Source organism: Anabaena sp. PCC 7108 (assembly GCF_000332135.1).
Classification (GTDB): Bacteria; Cyanobacteriota; Cyanobacteriia; order Cyanobacteriales; family Nostocaceae; genus Anabaena.
Map to the genome: position 1 here is coordinate 4718176 of NZ_KB235896.1, position 16437 is coordinate 4734612.

Below are 16437 nucleotides of genomic sequence, written 5' to 3' on the forward strand. Positions count from 1 at the left end.
TCCATATCCCCAATCCCCAGTCCCCAGTCCCCAGTCCCAGTTATAATTTATTTAGATTCACCACAAAAGGAACAATGGCTAAATCTGATATTCATCCCCAGTGGTATCCAGAGGCTAAGGTCTACTGTAACGGTCAAGTTGTGATGACCGTCGGTTCTACCAAGCCTGAACTACACGTAGACGTTTGGTCTGGAAACCACCCTTTTTACACTGGTACTCAGAAGATGATTGATGCTGAGGGTCGAGTTGAACGCTTCCTCCGCAAATACGGTATGAGCAGTACTCAAACCTCTGGCGACGACCAAGATAAAAAGTAGCTGGTTGGCTGTAGCTATTAACGACGACCCTACATAGATGCAGGGTCGATTGTCATTTAATGCAGAAAGCCACACTAGTTATTTTTTAAGGAGCGTTGCCCTGATCATGGCTGAATCATACCTGCTGGAGAAACTGAAATCTGTTGAACAAACCTTTCATGAATTAACACGTCGCCTGGGCGACCCTGATACCACTAAAAACCCCGATGAGTATCAAAAAATTGCCAAGTCTCGTTCTTCTTTGGAAGAGGTAGTCAATACCTATGAAATTTGGAAAACCGCTCAGGATGAATTGGTAGGGGCGCGTCAGGTACTGAAAGAGGCAAATAGCGATCCTGAGTTGCAAGAAATGGCAGCTTTGGAAGTTAATGAGCTAGTAGAAAAGCTTGAATACCTGGAAATCCGCTTGAAGGTGTTGCTGCTACCCCGTGACCCCAATGATGATAAAAACATCATGTTGGAAATTCGCGCTGGTACTGGTGGCGATGAAGCAAGTATTTGGGCTGGGGATTTACTGCGAATGTATTCCCGCTATGCTGATACTCAGGGTTGGAAAGTGAAGCTAGTCAGTGAATCTCTGGGTGAAATGGGTGGCTTCAAAGAGGTGATTCTGGAAATTCAAGGCGACAGCGTTTACAGCAAGCTGAAGTTTGAAGCTGGAGTGCATCGGGTGCAGCGCGTACCAGCCACGGAAGCTGGGGGAAGGGTTCACACTTCTACAGCTACTATCGCCATTATGCCAGAAGTGGATGATGTGGAAATTCATATTGACCCGAAAGATATTGAAATGAGTACCGCCCGTTCTGGTGGTGCTGGTGGACAAAACGTCAACAAGGTGGAAACAGCCGCTGACTTGTTCCACAAACCCACGGGAATTAGAATTTTTTGTACAGAAGAACGCAGCCAGTTGCAAAATAAAGAACGGGCGATGCAAATTTTGCGGGCGAAATTGTATGAAATGAAGTTACGGGAACAACAAGAGGCTGTCACTTCTATGAGGCGATCGCAAGTTGGTACAGGTTCCCGTTCTGAAAAAATTCGCACTTATAACTATAAAGATAGTCGAGTTACCGATCATCGCTTAGGGCAAAATTACACACTAAACCCTGTTCTGGAAGGCGATTTAGAAACTGTGATTCAATCTTGTATATCTCAAGACCAGCAAGAGCGTTTAGCAGAATTAGCCACCTCTGGTAGCTAATATTACCTCTTAAATAACCTGAAAAACCGCTTGTTCAGATGTTTCTTGTAATACATCCAGGCGGTTTTCTAATGCCTGCTGTAGAGTGTCTTCTATCTCACTTAGGTAATAGTAACAAGCGAATTCATAGCCCATGATGTGGTTTAATCTTGTCCATACCTTGAGGTTTTGGCAGTTGTTAATTAACTTTTCTACTTCTTTGTGCCAACGGGTAAAAATGCGATAGCTGAAAAAACTGCTGCAAACGTTGCCTTGATTATCCCAGTAGGAAATAGACACCTGATACTTAAGGCAGTAGATTTTTTTGATTTGCTTGACATTGTAGCCTTTGGCTTGTAGAGCTTTTTTCGCCTCGGCTTCCGAAATGTGCCAATTTTCTGGTTTAATTTGATTAGCGCTAATTAGGTTTTTACCTTTGCGGCGATATTTGGTAGTTGAACGTGACTGAAGAAACATGATGCACCGTTTAAATGATTGGTAGTAATGCCGAAAAATCTATTAGTGTTATCTCACAATTCAAATAAAACTTTTAGATTAATAACTATCAATCCATAATATCAGTTACAAGTAAACCTGTCAATAAAAAAGTTAAATTGTAGAGTTTGCTCACTAAACTTATAAATCCAGTTGAGTAGCTACATAAGCAGTGAAAATCGAAAGCAGAGAAAAACTGATTGAAATAATCAAACTTGCTCGTGGCTCCATGAGTCAGAGGGGATTTGGCAAGCTCTTGGGCGTTTCTGCTACTGCTGTTCAGTTGTGGGAAAAAGGTGTAAATGTGCCAGATACAGAATATTTGGCGAAAATTGCAGTGAGAGCTGGTTATACACTAGAGGAGTTACTCAGCTGTTTAAATGGTAAGCCAATACAAGAAACTTCAGATTTAAGTTTGATTTTGAGGCAAATTCAGCATATGCCTCTGAGTCAAGTGGCGCAAATTGTGCAAGCAGCAGCGGATAGGTTGGCTGCTGTGGCTGAGGCTTCTGAAAATGAAGCAGATAAGAAAACTTAGATATATATAAATAAATAGGCTTTCAACCCTGTTCCTTATCACCTGCTTATCTTATCTAAACCAAAAATCTCCGCGTTTTTGTACCGGAGAATCTCAACGCCACTCACCCTGTAAAGTAAAAGCAGCCCAATAATACGGTTTCCATAAATTTTTATTTTTCTCTGTCAACATCTGCAACTGTGCGGCTCGTAACGCCCCTATGGGCTTTAAACCCTGTTGCAGCATCTTTTGGTAGAATTTCTGCATGAGTACAGATGTACCTTGATCATCTACATTCCATAAACTTACCACTACCCTAGGACTACCAGCATACATAAAACCATTTGTCAAGCCGATTAATCCTTCTCCCTTGATTTCCTTACCCAAACCAGTTTTACAGGCACTGAGAACTACTAACTCTGCTGACAGGTTGAGGTTAAAAATATCATGTAAACGCAAAAAGCCATTTTGGGGTTGACCTTGATTATCAAACAGCGACAGCACCACACCAGATAACTCTGGTTGTTGACTATTGAGGATACCATGAGTAGCAAAATGTAAAATTCGATATTCACTAAGTTGTAAATTTGTGGCAAAATCACGAGTAGCGGCAAAATCAAATGCTTGTAACCGCTGATTTTCAGGAACTAACGCCAGAATCATCTTAGCTTCAGTGCGGGTAAAAGGCAGACGATCAAAATCAATACCAGCGTCTCTAGCGGCTCTACTTAAAGTATTGTTATTTAAATTTTGGGGTTCTGACTTTGCATATATTGGTAATTTATGAGTAATCCGTTGATCATTACTAGTAAAAACTGGATCTGCGATGACTGCTAACGTCTTAGAAGCTGTTTTCCTGATTTTTTGTTCATTTCTCAGAATAGCGACTGTAGAAGCTGATGGTAAACTGATAATTTCGTGATTGACTAATAATGGCTGATACTCCTTTCCCTGTGAATTTGGTGCTGTTAGGGCAGCAAAAGGGATATATAACAAAGCACCATCACCAACAATAACTAAGCGTTTATTACCCAATTTTTGAGCCACTGGTGCTAACAGCATTTGGGTTACAGGTGCGGCTGCTGTCTTGACTTTTTGAGGACTCGAAGTTGATGATGTTAAAACACGACGGAAATTCTTAACTGCGGCTTCTATTTCGGTAGTTTTCGGTAATTCATAACTAGTCATATCTGTTTTGCTGACTGCCCACAGATAACTACCTTCTTCACCCAGAGAATATTCTAAAAGTAGAGTATCCTCATCTAATACTTCCTGCTGAATTTGTTTAAGTGATAACGGTTGGGGTTGAGTAAGGGCAGCATAGCGCGGACTGGTAGCGCGAATTTGTGTTTGTATTTCTGTGTACTGTTCTAAAAGTGCAGTTCTTTCGGTTTCTAAAGCTTGAATTTGTTGACGAGTGGGTTCAGCACTTAGTAATTGAATACGGCGTTTTTCACTACTATCCAATTGTTCTTGTAATTGACGTTCTGCTGCTAATAACTTGGCATCAACACCAGTTCTAATATCCGCATTAGCTTCTGTGAGCAATTCCAAAAGGACACGGGCGCGGGCGCTTTCCCCAGCTTGTAGTGCTTGGGCATCATAACCTTTTGATGGTTGCTGTTTATGCAACTTCATTAATAAGTCAATGTAGAACTTGTAATACTTTTGAAAAGTGGCAAAGTAAGCAGCCCGTAAATCTTGATTAGTAATTTTGGTGCGTAAATTTTCAATAATCTTGATAGCAGTCTGCATTTGAATCAAGGCTTCATTAAGATTGCCCTGTTTGCGTTGTAGGTAAGCGAGATTATAAAGAGTAAAAGCCTCCCCACGTCTATCTCCTATCATCCTTCTCAAGGGTAAAGCCTGATGATAGTATTCGAGTGCTTTTTGCTTTTCTCCCAAGGAGTCGTAGACACTGCCAAGATTAGTTAGAGTATAAGCTTCACCATCTTTATCGCCCACTGCTCGTGCTAAGGGTAGAGACTGATTATAGTAATTTAGTGCTTGCTGATTATTATTCAATGAGTAATAGACAGCGCCAATATTGTGTAGAGTGGAGGCTTCGCCATATCTATCTCCCACGGCTCGTAACAGAGGTAAAGCTTGGTTATAGTAAACTAGTGCCTTCTCTTTTTCTGCCTGTGAGTCGTAGACAGTGCCAATATTATTGAGAGTAGTAGCTTCTTTACTTCTATCCCCCACTGCTCGTAACAGGAGTAAAGCTTGGTTATAGTAATCTAATGCCTGCTGTTTCTCTCCCAAAGAAGAGTAAACGCTGCCAAGATTATTGAGAGTATAGGCTTCCCCACCTTTATCACCCACTGCACGTCTTAGGGTGAGTGCTTGGTGATAGTAATCAAGTGCCTGTTGCTTCTCTCCTAATGAATCGTAAACACTGCCAATATTACTAAGGCTATAGGCTTCCCCACGTTTATTACCTACTCCCCGTAACAGTTGCAAAGACTGATTATAGTAGTCTAATGCTTGTTGCTTTTTTCCCAACGAGGAATAGACTAAGCCTAAGTTATGGAGAGTAGTGGCTTCTCCACTTTTGTCACTCACAACCTGATATATGGATAAAGCCTGATGATAGTATTCCAGTGCTTTCTGTTTTTCTCCCAATGAGTCATAGACTAAACCAATGTTATTAAGGGTAATGGCTTCTCCAGCTTTGTCTCCTACTACCCGTAACAGAGATACAGCCTGGTTGTAATATTGTAGTGATTCTTGTCTTTGTCCCCATGAGTCGTAGATACTACCAATGTTATGGAGAGTCGCGGCTTCTCCTTCTTTATTACCCACAGTCCGATATATGGGCAAAGCCTGTTTGTAGTATTCCAGTGCTTTCTGTTTCTCTCCCAATGATGAGTAAATATAGCCTATGCGAAGGAGAACTACTGCTTCTCGAAAGGGTTTTTCACCAGCTTCTCGAAATAGTGTCAGTGCTGTTTCTAATTTAGCAATTGCCTGTTTTAAAGATGGCGCTGTTCCTTGTTCATAAAGTTTTATCCCTTCTTGAAATGCTTGTTCCGCAGCGGCACGTTTTGTCTGTAGTTTTTGGGCGATTTTTACAGGTTTATATTCTGCACTGGCTGTATTTAAGGGGGAAAATAGGAATATGCCTAAGAGGATAAATGGCGGATAATTTATACGTTTTAGCATTGTAATTACAGTAGTTTGATTTTATGTAAATCACACTGTAAAGATAACATAGAAATTATTACAGATACTTAGGATAAGTCTTCAATAAAAATGGTAGCAGCAACACCGGAAAGTTTAGCAAAGTTTGTTAGTTTTTGTGAGCAGCATATTACGGGACAGGAACGAAAGGAAGCGCAAACATTTTTAGACCGATTTTTCCGGGCGTTTGGACACGAGGGGGCGCTGGAAGCTGGTGCAACTTACGAAGAAGCTATTAAAAAAAGTAGCAAACAGGGGAAAACTGGTTTTGCTGATTTGGTGTGGAAACCTCGCGTTTTAATTGAGATGAAAAAGCGCGGAGAAGATTTAAGTAAACATTATTCTCAGGCTTTTGATTATTGGACGCGCTTGGTTCCCAATCGTCCTAAATATGTAATTTTGTGCAATTTTGATGAGTTTTGGATATTTGATTTTGATATTCAGTTAGATACACCTGTAGATAAAATTACGCTGGAGCAATTGCCAGAACGGTCAGGAGCTTTAGTATTTATGGAATTAGGGCAAAAAACTCCTCTATTCCAAAATAATCAGGTTGAAGTGACAGAACGCGCTGCACGGCGTATGGGTGAATTATTATTAGAGTTGGAAAAACGAGGAATTGAAAAGTTAACAGCCCAGCGTTTTATTTTGCAATGTGTGTTAGCGATGTTTGCAGAAAAACGCAAACTTTTACCTCGTGATATGTTTGTTTCTTGTGTGCAAGATTGCAAAAATGGAGCGAGTTCTTATGATATTTTGGGTGGTTTATTTCGGGAAATGAATCTTCCGGGAAAAACTCCTGTGGGACGTTATCAAGGAGTAGATTATTTTAACGGTGGGTTATTTTCACAAATTCAGGGAATTGAGTTAACAAGAGAAGAATTAAATTTTTTGGATGTCTCAGCGCGGGAGAATTGGAGTAAGGTACGTCCGGCTATTTTTGGGAATTTGTTTGAAGGGACGGTGGATAAAAAGGAGCGTCACGCTAGAGGCATTCACTATACTTCAGAAGCGGATATTATGAAAATTGTTCGTCCAACTATTAGCCGCTATTGGGAAGAAAGAATTGAAGCTGCTAATACAATTGGGGAACTTTCTACGCTGCAAATAGAATTGCAAAGTTATCGCGTTTTAGATCCTGCTTGTGGTTCGGGTAATTTTCTCTATATTGCATATCAGGAACTGAAAAGAATTGAGATTTTGCTGTTAGAAAAAATTCAACAGCGGCGGAAATCGGAAGAGAAGAAAATGCAAAAACAAATGGGTTTGGTGACACCATTACAATTTTATGGAATGGATACAAATCCTTTTGCTGTGGAATTAGCGCGGGTGACTTTAATGATTGCGCGAAAGATTGCAATTGATAATTTGAATTTAACTGAGCCGGCTTTACCGTTGGATAGTTTGGATAATAATATTGTTTGTCAAGATGCTTTGTTTAGTGAATGGGTAAAGGCTGATGCTATTATAGGAAATCCACCATTTTTAGGTGGAAAACATATAAGAATAAATTTAAATGATGACTATGTAGATAGAATTTTTAAACATTTTCCTAAAGTCAAAGATGTAGATTTTTGTGCTTATTGGTTTCGGTTAGCCCATGATAAAATTGATGAAAAAGGTAGAGTAGGTTTAGTGGCGACTAATTCGATTAGTCAAGGTAAAAGCCGAATTGCTGCTTTAGATTATATTACTCAAAATGGTGGTTATATTCATGAAGCAATTTCTACACAACCTTGGTCAGGTGCTGCTAAAGTTCATGTAAGTATTGTCAATTGGTGTAAGAATAAACCGGGGAAGTATTATTTAGATAATCAACTAGTTTCGCAAATCAATTCTTCTTTAAAATCGAGTATTGATGTTTCTCAAGCTGTGCGGTTACAAGCAAATCTAAATAAATGCTTTCAGGGTGTAATTCCGGTAGGTGAAGGATTTATTGTTACTGAACAACAGGTAACAGCTTGGATAAAAGCAGATGTAAAAAATCAAGAAGTTTTAAAACTATTTTCAATGGGTGCAAATTTAGCTAAAAATCCTCATGGTAAACCAGAAAGATGGATTGTTGATTTTAATGATATGAGTATTGAAGATGCTAATAATTATCAATTACCTTTTGAATATATTAAAATAAAGGTTAAGCCAAAAAGAGAGAATAATAGGAGAGAAGTAACAAAAATAAATTGGTGGAAGTATGGCGAAAAAAGACCAGCAATGAGAAATGCTATTTCATCACTATCATTATACTTTGTTGTTCCCAGAGTTTCTAAATGGGCGATATTTATTCCAGCACCTTTAAATTGGCTACCAGGTGATAAATCTGTTGTTGTAGCTGCTGATGATTTTTATATATTCGGTATTCTTTCATCTATTGTACATCGGGAATGGATAAACGCTCAAAAATCAACATTAGGAGCAAGTATTGCTTACACTCACAATACCTGTTTTGAAACATTTCCATTTCCCCAAATCCCCAACATAAAATTAGTGCAAAAAATACGCACAAAAGCCGAAGAACTTCATCAATACCGCACAGAAGAAATGGAGTCAAAACAGTGGGGAATTACCACACTTTATAATAAATTGTTTCACGAACCAACCAGTCAACTTTATCAACTACATCAACAACTAGATAAACTAGTCATACAAGCTTATGATTTTCAAACTAACGACGATATTCTAGAAAAACTGGTCAACTTAAACAAAGAACTTGCAGAAAAAGAAGAACAAGGAATAAAAATCATCGAACCCAAGTCACCAAATTAAAAAACCCTCTGCGTACCTTTGCGTTTACCTCCTCATACCTCTGCGTTTTAAAACCACTCTCCACCACGAAAACGCCAGCGAGGAAAAATAACCCTGATTAAACTTTGTGAAATAAAAAAAACAGACAACCAAACAACACTGTAATGGAGAAAAAATATTCCTATTGGTAGTTCATTCTTAGGCAAAGGTATAGGTAAAAAACCAAAAATCTTAATTCCACAAAAGACAAATACCATTTCCCAAATACCCGCCAAAAGTTGATAAGCTGCTGGCCAGTCCCTATCCCAGCGTAATTTTTGCAGATAGTTATAAAGCACATCCCAACCTAAACCAAAAATGGCAACATAGGCAATAATCCAAAAATAAATTATATGAGGACGGTTGCCAATTAAACCAACAGCAAAAGGGATAGATACTAATACACCGACAGTTGCTAATAATAATAATCGAGTTTGCCAACGACCAAATAAAGTGGGAGTCATAAATAAATATCGTTAAAGAATTGAAATCATTATTTATAGCGTTTATAAGAACCCCACCCCCAACCCGCAAGCGAGGAGGGGGCTATGATATTAAAAATCATGAATTTTTTAATTCTAGTTGATAATCTACTTGGCAATGATATTTTGCTATTTCTGACCAGTTGAGAACGGCTTCTAAAAGGTCTTGATAACCTAAAGTGTTGGGGTGGAGTCCGTCAGCAGTAATACGTTTTTCTCGCCAATCTGCACTGCGTTCCATCCATTGGTCGAAAATATCTAAATAAGGTATTTCTCGTTGGTTACAAGCTGTGCGAGTGGCTTCTTTGTAGCAATATTGGTCAGCGTGATTGTAGTATAAACAATCGAGAAAAGGCATTTTGGTTTCATCAACGGGAACCATACCCACAAAAAGAACCGGACAAAGTTGTTGGGCTTGGTCTAATAATGTAGCGATTTGGGTTTCAAATTGAGGGAAATTTGTGTAATTTTTACCGTGGGGACGACCCAAGCGAGGTGTGTCGTTAACTCCAACAGATAAAATAATCAAGTCAGGGACACGGTTACGGACTTCTCCGCGATTACGAAATTCTATTTCTAGCCTTTGGGAGACTTGCTGAGTGCGATCGCCCCTAACCCCCAAATTATATAACACATGGCCAACACTATCAGGCAACATCCACCACCGTCGTAGTTGTTCCACCCAACCGCCTTTTTCTGGGTCGCCGTATCCATATACTAAACTATCTCCCAAGGCAACAATTTTTAAGGGCTGACATAGTTTCGGCGCTACAGACAGCATTGAGGAAGAAGGCTTCAAGGTTTGCATCTTAGAACAGCAGTGTAATTTATATCTTTACAAGATTCTATACATTTTTACACTATTCTATGGTATATTTTTTATCTTTTTTGCTATGGTTCTTAACTTTTTGAGACTTTACAGCAGATTACAACTAAAATCAGGTAGGAACGGAAAATCAAAATATGGTATGTGTCACGGCTATCCAACATCCAGCCGAGTTTACTTCTGACTTCTGACTTCTCCTGCATATTACTTGTTTAAAGTCAACAATAAAGATATTATTAAACTTGGTCAAAAATCTCAATATATCTAAAAATTCCAGTAATTTAACTGTGACTATTGGAAATTCACTAAAATAAGTTGGAGTTTTACAAAATTTATGCGTCTCAACGCTAAACATAAAAAAACAAAATAATTTTGTTCTAAAAACTTTCCCGAAGTGAATTTAACCAAAAAAAAATCATCAAATCAGGCACTACTTTTAAATAAATACGTCAACAATTTTAAATCAACCCAATTAGCTTGAATTGTTTCAAGCTATGTTTAATTCTCTTAGATAACATGATTCATAGACTAGATCAGAATATTAGGCATCTGCATAAATGGTTATTTAGCATATCCATCAAAAAGCTGAAATCAATTTCCTTGTTTTTCAGTTTTCAGCCTTTAAAAACAGGAACTTTTTCTCAGAAATTAATTAAAAACCTGCTACCGCTCTTATTTTTAATTTCCTTTGTTGCAGTTTTATTAGGAAATACCTTCACCCCCGTTACCGCCCAAATACCCCGTCAAGAAATTCGCGGTGTGTGGATAACAAACAACGATCTTAACATTTTAAGAGATCGTAAAAAAGTCCAGGATGCTGTCACTAAACTGCGTCAACTTAACTTTAATACTATATATCCTGTAGTTTGGAATTCTGGCTATGTCATGTATCCTAGCGTCATAGCCAAAAATTTAGATATTCAACCATTTGTGTTTCGGGGAACAGATGGACATGATATTCTTGCAGATGTAATTAATCAAGCTCACCGTCAAAATTTACTTGCTGTTCCTTGGTTTGAGTTTGGTTTTATGGCTCCCCCAACCTCAGAACTTGCACTAAATAAACCAGAATGGTTTACACAAAAACGGAATAGCGTGCAAACTTCTGTTAGCGCAGCTGGTGAAGTTATGTGGTTAAATCCCTTTCATCCAGAAGTACAACAGTTTATTACTAATCTACTTGTAGAACTAGCTAATAACTATGATATTGATGGCATCCAATTTGATGATCACATGAGTTTACCTCATGAATTTGGCTATGATAAATATACAGTTGCTTTGTACCGCCAAGAAACCAAAAAAAATCCCCCAGCAGATTCTCAAGATCCAGAATGGGTAAGCTGGCGGGCGAATAAAATCACAGATTTCATGGTCAGACTTAATGAACGAGTCAAGCAAGTAAAACCAAAAGCAATTTTTTCTGTTTCACCTAATTACTACGATTTTGCTTACAAGCTGCAACTGCAAGACTGGCTAAATTGGGTGCGATTAAACATAGTAGATGAGCTAATTGTGCAAGTTTATCGTGAGAATCTGGATCATTTTAATGCCAAAATTTCTCGCCCAGAAATGCAAGAAGTGCAGCAAATAATTCCTACTGGAGTCGGAATTATGGCAGGTTTAAGAACTAAACCCGTCTCAATGCAACAAATTAAATCTCAAGTGCGAGCCGCACAACAGCGTGGACTAGGTGTGGTTTTCTTCTATTATGAAAGTCTTTGGAATAATTCTTCAGAGTCATTAAGTGAGCGTTTAAAAGGATTTCAAAGCCTTTTCCCTTATCCTGCATTGCGATTAGCAGCAGATTAAATTGGTAATTGGTCATTGGTCATTGGTCATTGGTCATTGGTCATTGGAGTAAAATTACGAAATTACGAAATTACGAAATTACGAATTACGAATTACGAATTACGAATTACGAATTATGGTGATTGATTTGAAATCCATTTTATCCATTGCCCAAATGAACTAATACCATTTAATCTTTTCACTCCTGGTGCGCGGGCTGTGTATAATCCATCAACAGCAACTAAAGCCGCGTACTGTAAACCCAAGAAACTATCAACGGCTGCATAGGGACCACCTAAAGTGATTGCCCCTACTGCATACATTTGACCTTTGGTGTTTCGCATTTCTACTAATTCAAAATTATTTGCTACTACTAACCTTCCTAAATAATTAAGAGGTAAATTGTAATGTTTAACCAAATCTTCTAACAACGGATTAGCATCAACTTTGGCATCTAATCCCGTAGCATCAATAATAAAGTCAGCAGTTAGCTTCATTTCCCCAAAACCTTTTTCTTGAATCTGGGTAATAGTGTGGTTTTGGACATCTTTTTCTACAGCAACAACTTGACCAAAGGTAATTTGATACCAACCTTCTTTAATACCTTGTTCGGTAATATTTTGCCAGTCTAAACGGTCTGCGGTGGTTGTTCCACCCCAATCTGCTAATAGCCGCTGGCGTTCTTCGGGGGTGGCTTTCTCTAACATGACTCGTAATTCACCACCCCAACAGGCTTTTGGCCAGTTAAAAGGTTGAAACTCGTAGTGATTTTTGACAGTACGCTGGGACTTTTGAAATTTGTTACCTTGAGGTTTGGGCGATCGCATTAAATGCAAAACTGTAATATTGCGATTTTGCTTTCTCGCCTCATAAATCCGCTGGATAATCCGCGAAGCCACAATCCCCCGTCCCCGAATCAAAACAGTCCCACCTTGGCGTTCTAGCTGTTCATATACATGATTATGGTCTTCATAGGCATTGACCACAGACTTAAAATCTTGATATTTTTCCCTATAAGCTTGCAAATCTGGGAGAAACTGAATAGCAGGATATCCCGTCGCCAAATGTAAATAACGACAAACTAAAAAAGCATAATTTCCTGGACTACGAGAATAAGCAACACAATACCTACCATCTTCAGTTTTACGAATTGACCTAACTCGTCCATAACGATAAATTTGATTCCAGTTAATACGCTTTACTTCCCTATCTATAGAATCAAAAACATTCCCAGCACGGGGAGTATAAGTTTCCGCAAAAGTTGGTTCACCAAAAACCTGCCATAAATATTTAAACGCCGATTTTAACTGACCTTTAGTTAAATCATGCCAAGATTCTCTTAACGCATAACTAGGCCAACCCCAAATATTATCAGGACAAGAATCAGAATTAGAACGTAACCTTTCATTTAGAGGAATTTGCGAATTCAAACACAGCCGTTTATAACGAGCATAAGGTTCCGCTTCTAGTCCTAAAGCAATAATTTTTTCAGCTTTAATCCCACTAATTCTTAATAAATCAACCCAAACAAAACTACCCAAACCCCCACCAACCGCTAGATAATCACATTCATCAACAGGTAAACCCGTAGCATGAAGCGCCTGTAAATCAACCTTTATCTCCTGAAAAGCTGGTGGCGGAAAATTACTCCCTACAGGCGTAACAACAGGAACTGGAGATAAACTAGAATCTGGAAGATTAGTATGAGGATTAAATAGAATTGTAGAAGGTTTATTAGGAGTAGGAATGGTAGTATTTAGACCAAACTGCACCGTTATGATGTAGGGACCAATTTGCAAAGTATCCCCATTAGCTAACTGACAGCGTGTTTGACGTTGACCATTGACTAAAACACCATTAACACTATTTTGGTCAATCACCAAAAAATGATTTTGTTCCCAATCTTGTTCCCAATCAATCAGGACATGATAGCGAGAAACTTCATTGCTATTTAGCAGCATCCGCGAGACACGTTGACCCCTAATTTCTGTTGGTAAACGGGCAAATTCTCGACCAAAAGCGATAGGTAAACTTAACTTAGGTTCTCGTCTTTCACCCGTCGCTGGATCTTCCCAACTTAATTGAATTTGTAAATTAGTCACTCGCTGCGCTCCAATTAAAAATTAAAAATTAAAAATTAAAAAATTGGATTTTGAATTAATTAACTTTCTAATTATTCGGTGCTACTAACACACTTACAGCCGCTGCTAAAGATGTACCACACCAAGGACAACCTATTTGCAGATTTTCTGGTGGGGAAACTTTATAACATCTAGGACACTGCAACCCATAAATAGATTTTGGTTGTGTTGGGAGTGACTTTTTCTGGTGATTAAATCCTGGTTGAACTGGTGGTTGTTGCGGTGGAAATAAAATTGTTGCAGGAATGCTGTTAATTGAAACCTCAGTAACTTGAAGTTGTTGCTGTCCTAAATAAATTATGCTTCTTTCATTTAACAGCATTTCACCTTGAATTAGTGACTTACCATCTATTTGTGGAGGGTTTGATTCCCGCAAATTTCTAATATAAAAACGTTTTTGTTGAGAATTAAAAAATATTTCTACGTGTAAACCAGAGACAGTCGGGTGAGTTAAAATAATATCGCACCGAAAAGGGTCACGACCAATACGGAAAGTACCAGTATTTTTGCTGGACTGTTGCTCATAAATTTGTTGAGTTTTACTCTGTCCTGCATCGTCCCATTGTAAAGTTAGTGAATTCATTATTTTTAGATAACTTTTATTTAGCTACTTCAACTCCTTACAGTGAGATTCCTAACATAATTGGGTGCTAGTAAGCAAGTCTTGAAAATCAACTTTAATAAGACTTATATGATTATCACATTCAATGCCTCCTGTAGGGTGCGTCAGATGTTGAAAATCTGTTCATTATTACCAAATTATCGACTCTGACGCACCTTATACCAATTCTGTATAAAGATGCGCCAAATTCAAAGAGGAACGAACCACAGAGACGCAGAGGACACAGAGAAGAAAAAGACAAGGTTATAAAATTAAGCGCAGCCTCATAAAGAAATGGTATTACTAATATCTAATATGCCAGTTAATGATCTGTAAAATCTACACTTTATCTATCAGATGCTAATTTATCAGCAATGCGGGTAGTTTCTGGCAACCGATATTTTGGTGTGCAGCGTAATACATAGTCAATTGCTGTTGGTAAACTAATTCGATGTCCACTAGATATATAGAGAGGTTTTACTCCAGTGCGTGTACGTAAAACTGCGCCAATAGTTTCTTTTTTATATATTAATGGTTGCCAACTTCCTTTCGCTTCTGGTAATTCTTCATATTTACCAATAAGCAAAGATTTCGCTACACCAATTGTTGGTATATCCACGATTACCCCTAAATGGCAAGCTATGCCTAATCTTCGGGGGTGAGCAATTCCTTGACCATCACACAATATTATATCAGGTATAGTTTGAATCTTTTCTAAGGCATCAAGCAGGGCGGGTATTTCCCGAAAGGAGAGGAACCCAGGTATGTAAGGAAAGGTGGTGGGACGATATGCTAAACTCGTTTCGACTACTTGCAAATCAGGAAAACTCAGTACTGCAACTGCTGCACGGCTAATTGTACCATCTTCGAGAAAACCCATATCTACACCTGCAACGTACTTGATAGGTTCTTTGAATAAATCTGTAGTAATTACTTGATTTCGCAGGGTTTCTTGAATTGTTATAGCTTCTTCAACTGTGGAAGGCCAAGAATGGATTTGTTGAATTTTCATATTTAAATTGCGAATAAAAATGTTGAGCTTCCGAAATTGTGAATTCTCTTAGTGTATCCATATATATTAATGATTGCAGAGGTTGTGAACACCTTGTAGGCTCGTTTAGATGCAGTAATTAACTGATAACGCTCACAGATAAATCATCAAACTACGTCATAACCTAATATCCACGAGGAAATTTGTTTTCACGATTTCAGGATCTCTATAATCAGTCAAAAACCAAATATACCATTTACCTTACCCAAAAATTATGCGTAACGTCATCAGAAATACTAACAATAATTTCCCATTTATTTTTTATGTTGGCGGGGGAATATTTTTATTACTTTTTGTGTCCATGTTTTTACGCCCTTTTGCCATTGTGAATGCTGGAGAACGGGGTGTGATTATGAGGTTTGGCAAAGTCCAAGATACAATTTTAGATGAAGGAATTCACCCGATTATGCCAGTGGTGACATCAGTTAAAAGGCTTAATGTCAGGGTTCAACAAAATAGTTTTAAAGCTGGTGCTGCTTCTAAAGATTTGCAAACAATCACTACAGAACTCGCTGTTAATTGGCATATTGATCCACTCAAGGTAAACAAAGTTTTTCAACAAGTTGGAGATGAGACTTTAATTATTGATGGCATTATGACACCCGCAGTATCAGAGGTTTTGAAAGCAGCTACAGCTAAAAAAACAGCAGAAGAAATCATCACTAAAAGAACGGAACTTAAAGAAGAAATTGATAGTAATCTCAAAAAAAGGATAGAGCAATATGGTATACTTATAGATGATGTTTCTCTAGTGAATTTTTCCTTCTCTCCAGAATTTAGTAGAGCAATTGAATCTAAACAAATAGCTGAACAAGAAGCAAAACAAGCAAGTTTTATTGCTCAAAAAGCGACTCAAGAAGCACAAGCAGATATTAACCGTGCTAAAGGTCAAGCAGAAGCGCAAAGATTACAAAGGCTAACTTTAACACCGGAGTTATTGCAAAAGCAAGCGATAGAAAAATGGGATGGACGTTTCCCAATGGTTATGGGTGGTAATGGTGCGGTTCCTTTGATTAATATTAATCCTAATGATTTAGCAAGTGGACAAAAGAAAAATTAGTTTTGCTAAAGTTGC

General features: G+C 38.3%; 13 protein-coding genes. 6 read left to right on the top strand and 7 right to left on the bottom strand.

Going from position 1 to position 16437, the window contains the following annotated elements:
- The first annotated feature begins 74 nt into the window (after positions 1 to 74).
- Positions 75 to 317, top strand: a complete 243-nt coding sequence (gene rpmE / locus ANA7108_RS0122125) for a 50S ribosomal protein L31 (RefSeq protein ID WP_016953017.1) — start codon at positions 75 to 77, stop codon at positions 315 to 317.
- Between the two features lie 106 nt (positions 318 to 423).
- Complete coding sequence (gene prfA, locus ANA7108_RS0122130) at positions 424 to 1518, top strand: peptide chain release factor 1 (RefSeq protein ID WP_026104384.1); 1095 nt, start codon at positions 424 to 426, stop codon at positions 1516 to 1518.
- A gap of 9 nt (positions 1519 to 1527) precedes the next feature.
- Here the strand turns inward: prfA and ANA7108_RS0122135 are convergent, their stop codons facing one another.
- A complete protein-coding gene (locus ANA7108_RS0122135; RefSeq protein ID WP_016953019.1) occupies positions 1528 to 1974 on the bottom strand; it encodes a hypothetical protein in 447 nt (148 codons plus the stop codon).
- Between the two features lie 190 nt (positions 1975 to 2164).
- Here ANA7108_RS0122135 and ANA7108_RS0122140 point away from each other — a divergent pair, with 190 nt between their 5' ends.
- A complete protein-coding gene (locus ANA7108_RS0122140; protein ID WP_016953020.1) occupies positions 2165 to 2530 on the top strand; it encodes a helix-turn-helix domain-containing protein in 366 nt (121 codons plus the stop codon).
- A 93-nt stretch (positions 2531 to 2623) separates the two neighbouring features.
- Here ANA7108_RS0122140 and ANA7108_RS0122145 read toward each other — a convergent pair whose 3' ends face one another.
- A complete protein-coding gene (locus tag ANA7108_RS0122145) occupies positions 2624 to 5674 on the bottom strand; it encodes a DUF2225 domain-containing protein (RefSeq protein ID WP_016953021.1) in 3051 nt (1016 codons plus the stop codon).
- Positions 5675 to 5764: 90 nt separating this feature from the next.
- On the opposite strand from ANA7108_RS0122145, the gene ANA7108_RS0122150 reads away from it, so the two are divergent.
- Complete coding sequence (locus ANA7108_RS0122150) at positions 5765 to 8455, top strand: DNA methyltransferase (protein ID WP_016953022.1); 2691 nt, start codon at positions 5765 to 5767, stop codon at positions 8453 to 8455.
- A 47-nt stretch (positions 8456 to 8502) separates the two neighbouring features.
- Here the strand turns inward: ANA7108_RS0122150 and ANA7108_RS0122155 are convergent, their stop codons facing one another.
- Positions 8503 to 8937: a hypothetical protein gene (locus ANA7108_RS0122155; RefSeq protein ID WP_016953023.1), complete on the bottom strand. Its 435-nt coding sequence runs from the start codon at positions 8935 to 8937 to the stop codon at positions 8503 to 8505.
- A 97-nt stretch (positions 8938 to 9034) separates the two neighbouring features.
- Positions 9035 to 9763 carry a GDSL-type esterase/lipase family protein gene (locus ANA7108_RS0122160; protein ID WP_016953024.1) on the bottom strand — a complete coding sequence of 243 codons (729 nt, stop codon included), beginning with the start codon at positions 9761 to 9763 and terminating at the stop codon, positions 9035 to 9037.
- Positions 9764 to 10381: 618 nt separating this feature from the next.
- Here ANA7108_RS0122160 and ANA7108_RS0122165 point away from each other — a divergent pair.
- Positions 10382 to 11590 carry a family 10 glycosylhydrolase gene (locus tag ANA7108_RS0122165; protein WP_016953025.1) on the top strand — a complete coding sequence of 403 codons (1209 nt, stop codon included), beginning with the start codon at positions 10382 to 10384 and terminating at the stop codon, positions 11588 to 11590.
- A gap of 113 nt (positions 11591 to 11703) precedes the next feature.
- On the opposite strand, the gene ANA7108_RS0122170 is transcribed toward ANA7108_RS0122165, so the two are convergent.
- From ANA7108_RS0122170 to nfi, 3 genes are all read right to left on the bottom strand, one after another.
- Positions 11704 to 13671, bottom strand: a complete 1968-nt coding sequence (locus ANA7108_RS0122170) for an FHA domain-containing protein (RefSeq protein ID WP_016953026.1) — start codon at positions 13669 to 13671, stop codon at positions 11704 to 11706.
- Positions 13672 to 13738: 67 nt separating this feature from the next.
- On the bottom strand, positions 13739 to 14293 hold the full coding sequence (locus ANA7108_RS0122175) for an FHA domain-containing protein (protein WP_016953027.1): 555 nt from the start codon (positions 14291 to 14293) through the stop codon (positions 13739 to 13741).
- Between the two features lie 364 nt (positions 14294 to 14657).
- On the bottom strand, positions 14658 to 15323 hold the full coding sequence (gene nfi / locus ANA7108_RS0122180; RefSeq protein ID WP_016953028.1) for a deoxyribonuclease V: 666 nt from the start codon (positions 15321 to 15323) through the stop codon (positions 14658 to 14660).
- 253 nt (positions 15324 to 15576) lie between these two features.
- Between nfi and ANA7108_RS0122185 the strand changes: the two genes are divergently transcribed.
- A complete protein-coding gene (locus tag ANA7108_RS0122185; RefSeq protein ID WP_016953029.1) occupies positions 15577 to 16422 on the top strand; it encodes a prohibitin family protein in 846 nt (281 codons plus the stop codon).
- Positions 16423 to 16437 lie beyond the last annotated feature (15 nt).

Bases quoted from the DNA above. Each gene is read 5' to 3' on its own strand.
- rpmE (WP_016953017.1), top strand. From the start codon at position 75: ATGGCTAAATCTGATATTCATCCCCAGTGGTATCCAGAGGCTAAGGTC.
- prfA (WP_026104384.1), top strand. From the start codon at position 424: ATGGCTGAATCATACCTGCTGGAGAAACTGAAATCTGTTGAACAAACC.
- ANA7108_RS0122135 (WP_016953019.1), bottom strand. From the start codon at position 1,974: ATGTTTCTTCAGTCACGTTCAACTACCAAATATCGCCGCAAAGGTAAA.
- ANA7108_RS0122145 (WP_016953021.1), bottom strand. From the start codon at position 5,674: ATGCTAAAACGTATAAATTATCCGCCATTTATCCTCTTAGGCATATTC.
- ANA7108_RS0122150 (WP_016953022.1), top strand. From the start codon at position 5,765: ATGGTAGCAGCAACACCGGAAAGTTTAGCAAAGTTTGTTAGTTTTTGT.
- ANA7108_RS0122155 (WP_016953023.1), bottom strand. From the start codon at position 8,937: ATGACTCCCACTTTATTTGGTCGTTGGCAAACTCGATTATTATTATTA.
- ANA7108_RS0122160 (WP_016953024.1), bottom strand. From the start codon at position 9,763: ATGCAAACCTTGAAGCCTTCTTCCTCAATGCTGTCTGTAGCGCCGAAA.
- ANA7108_RS0122175 (WP_016953027.1), bottom strand. From the start codon at position 14,293: ATGAATTCACTAACTTTACAATGGGACGATGCAGGACAGAGTAAAACT.
- nfi (WP_016953028.1), bottom strand. From the start codon at position 15,323: ATGAAAATTCAACAAATCCATTCTTGGCCTTCCACAGTTGAAGAAGCT.
- ANA7108_RS0122185 (WP_016953029.1), top strand. From the start codon at position 15,577: ATGCGTAACGTCATCAGAAATACTAACAATAATTTCCCATTTATTTTT.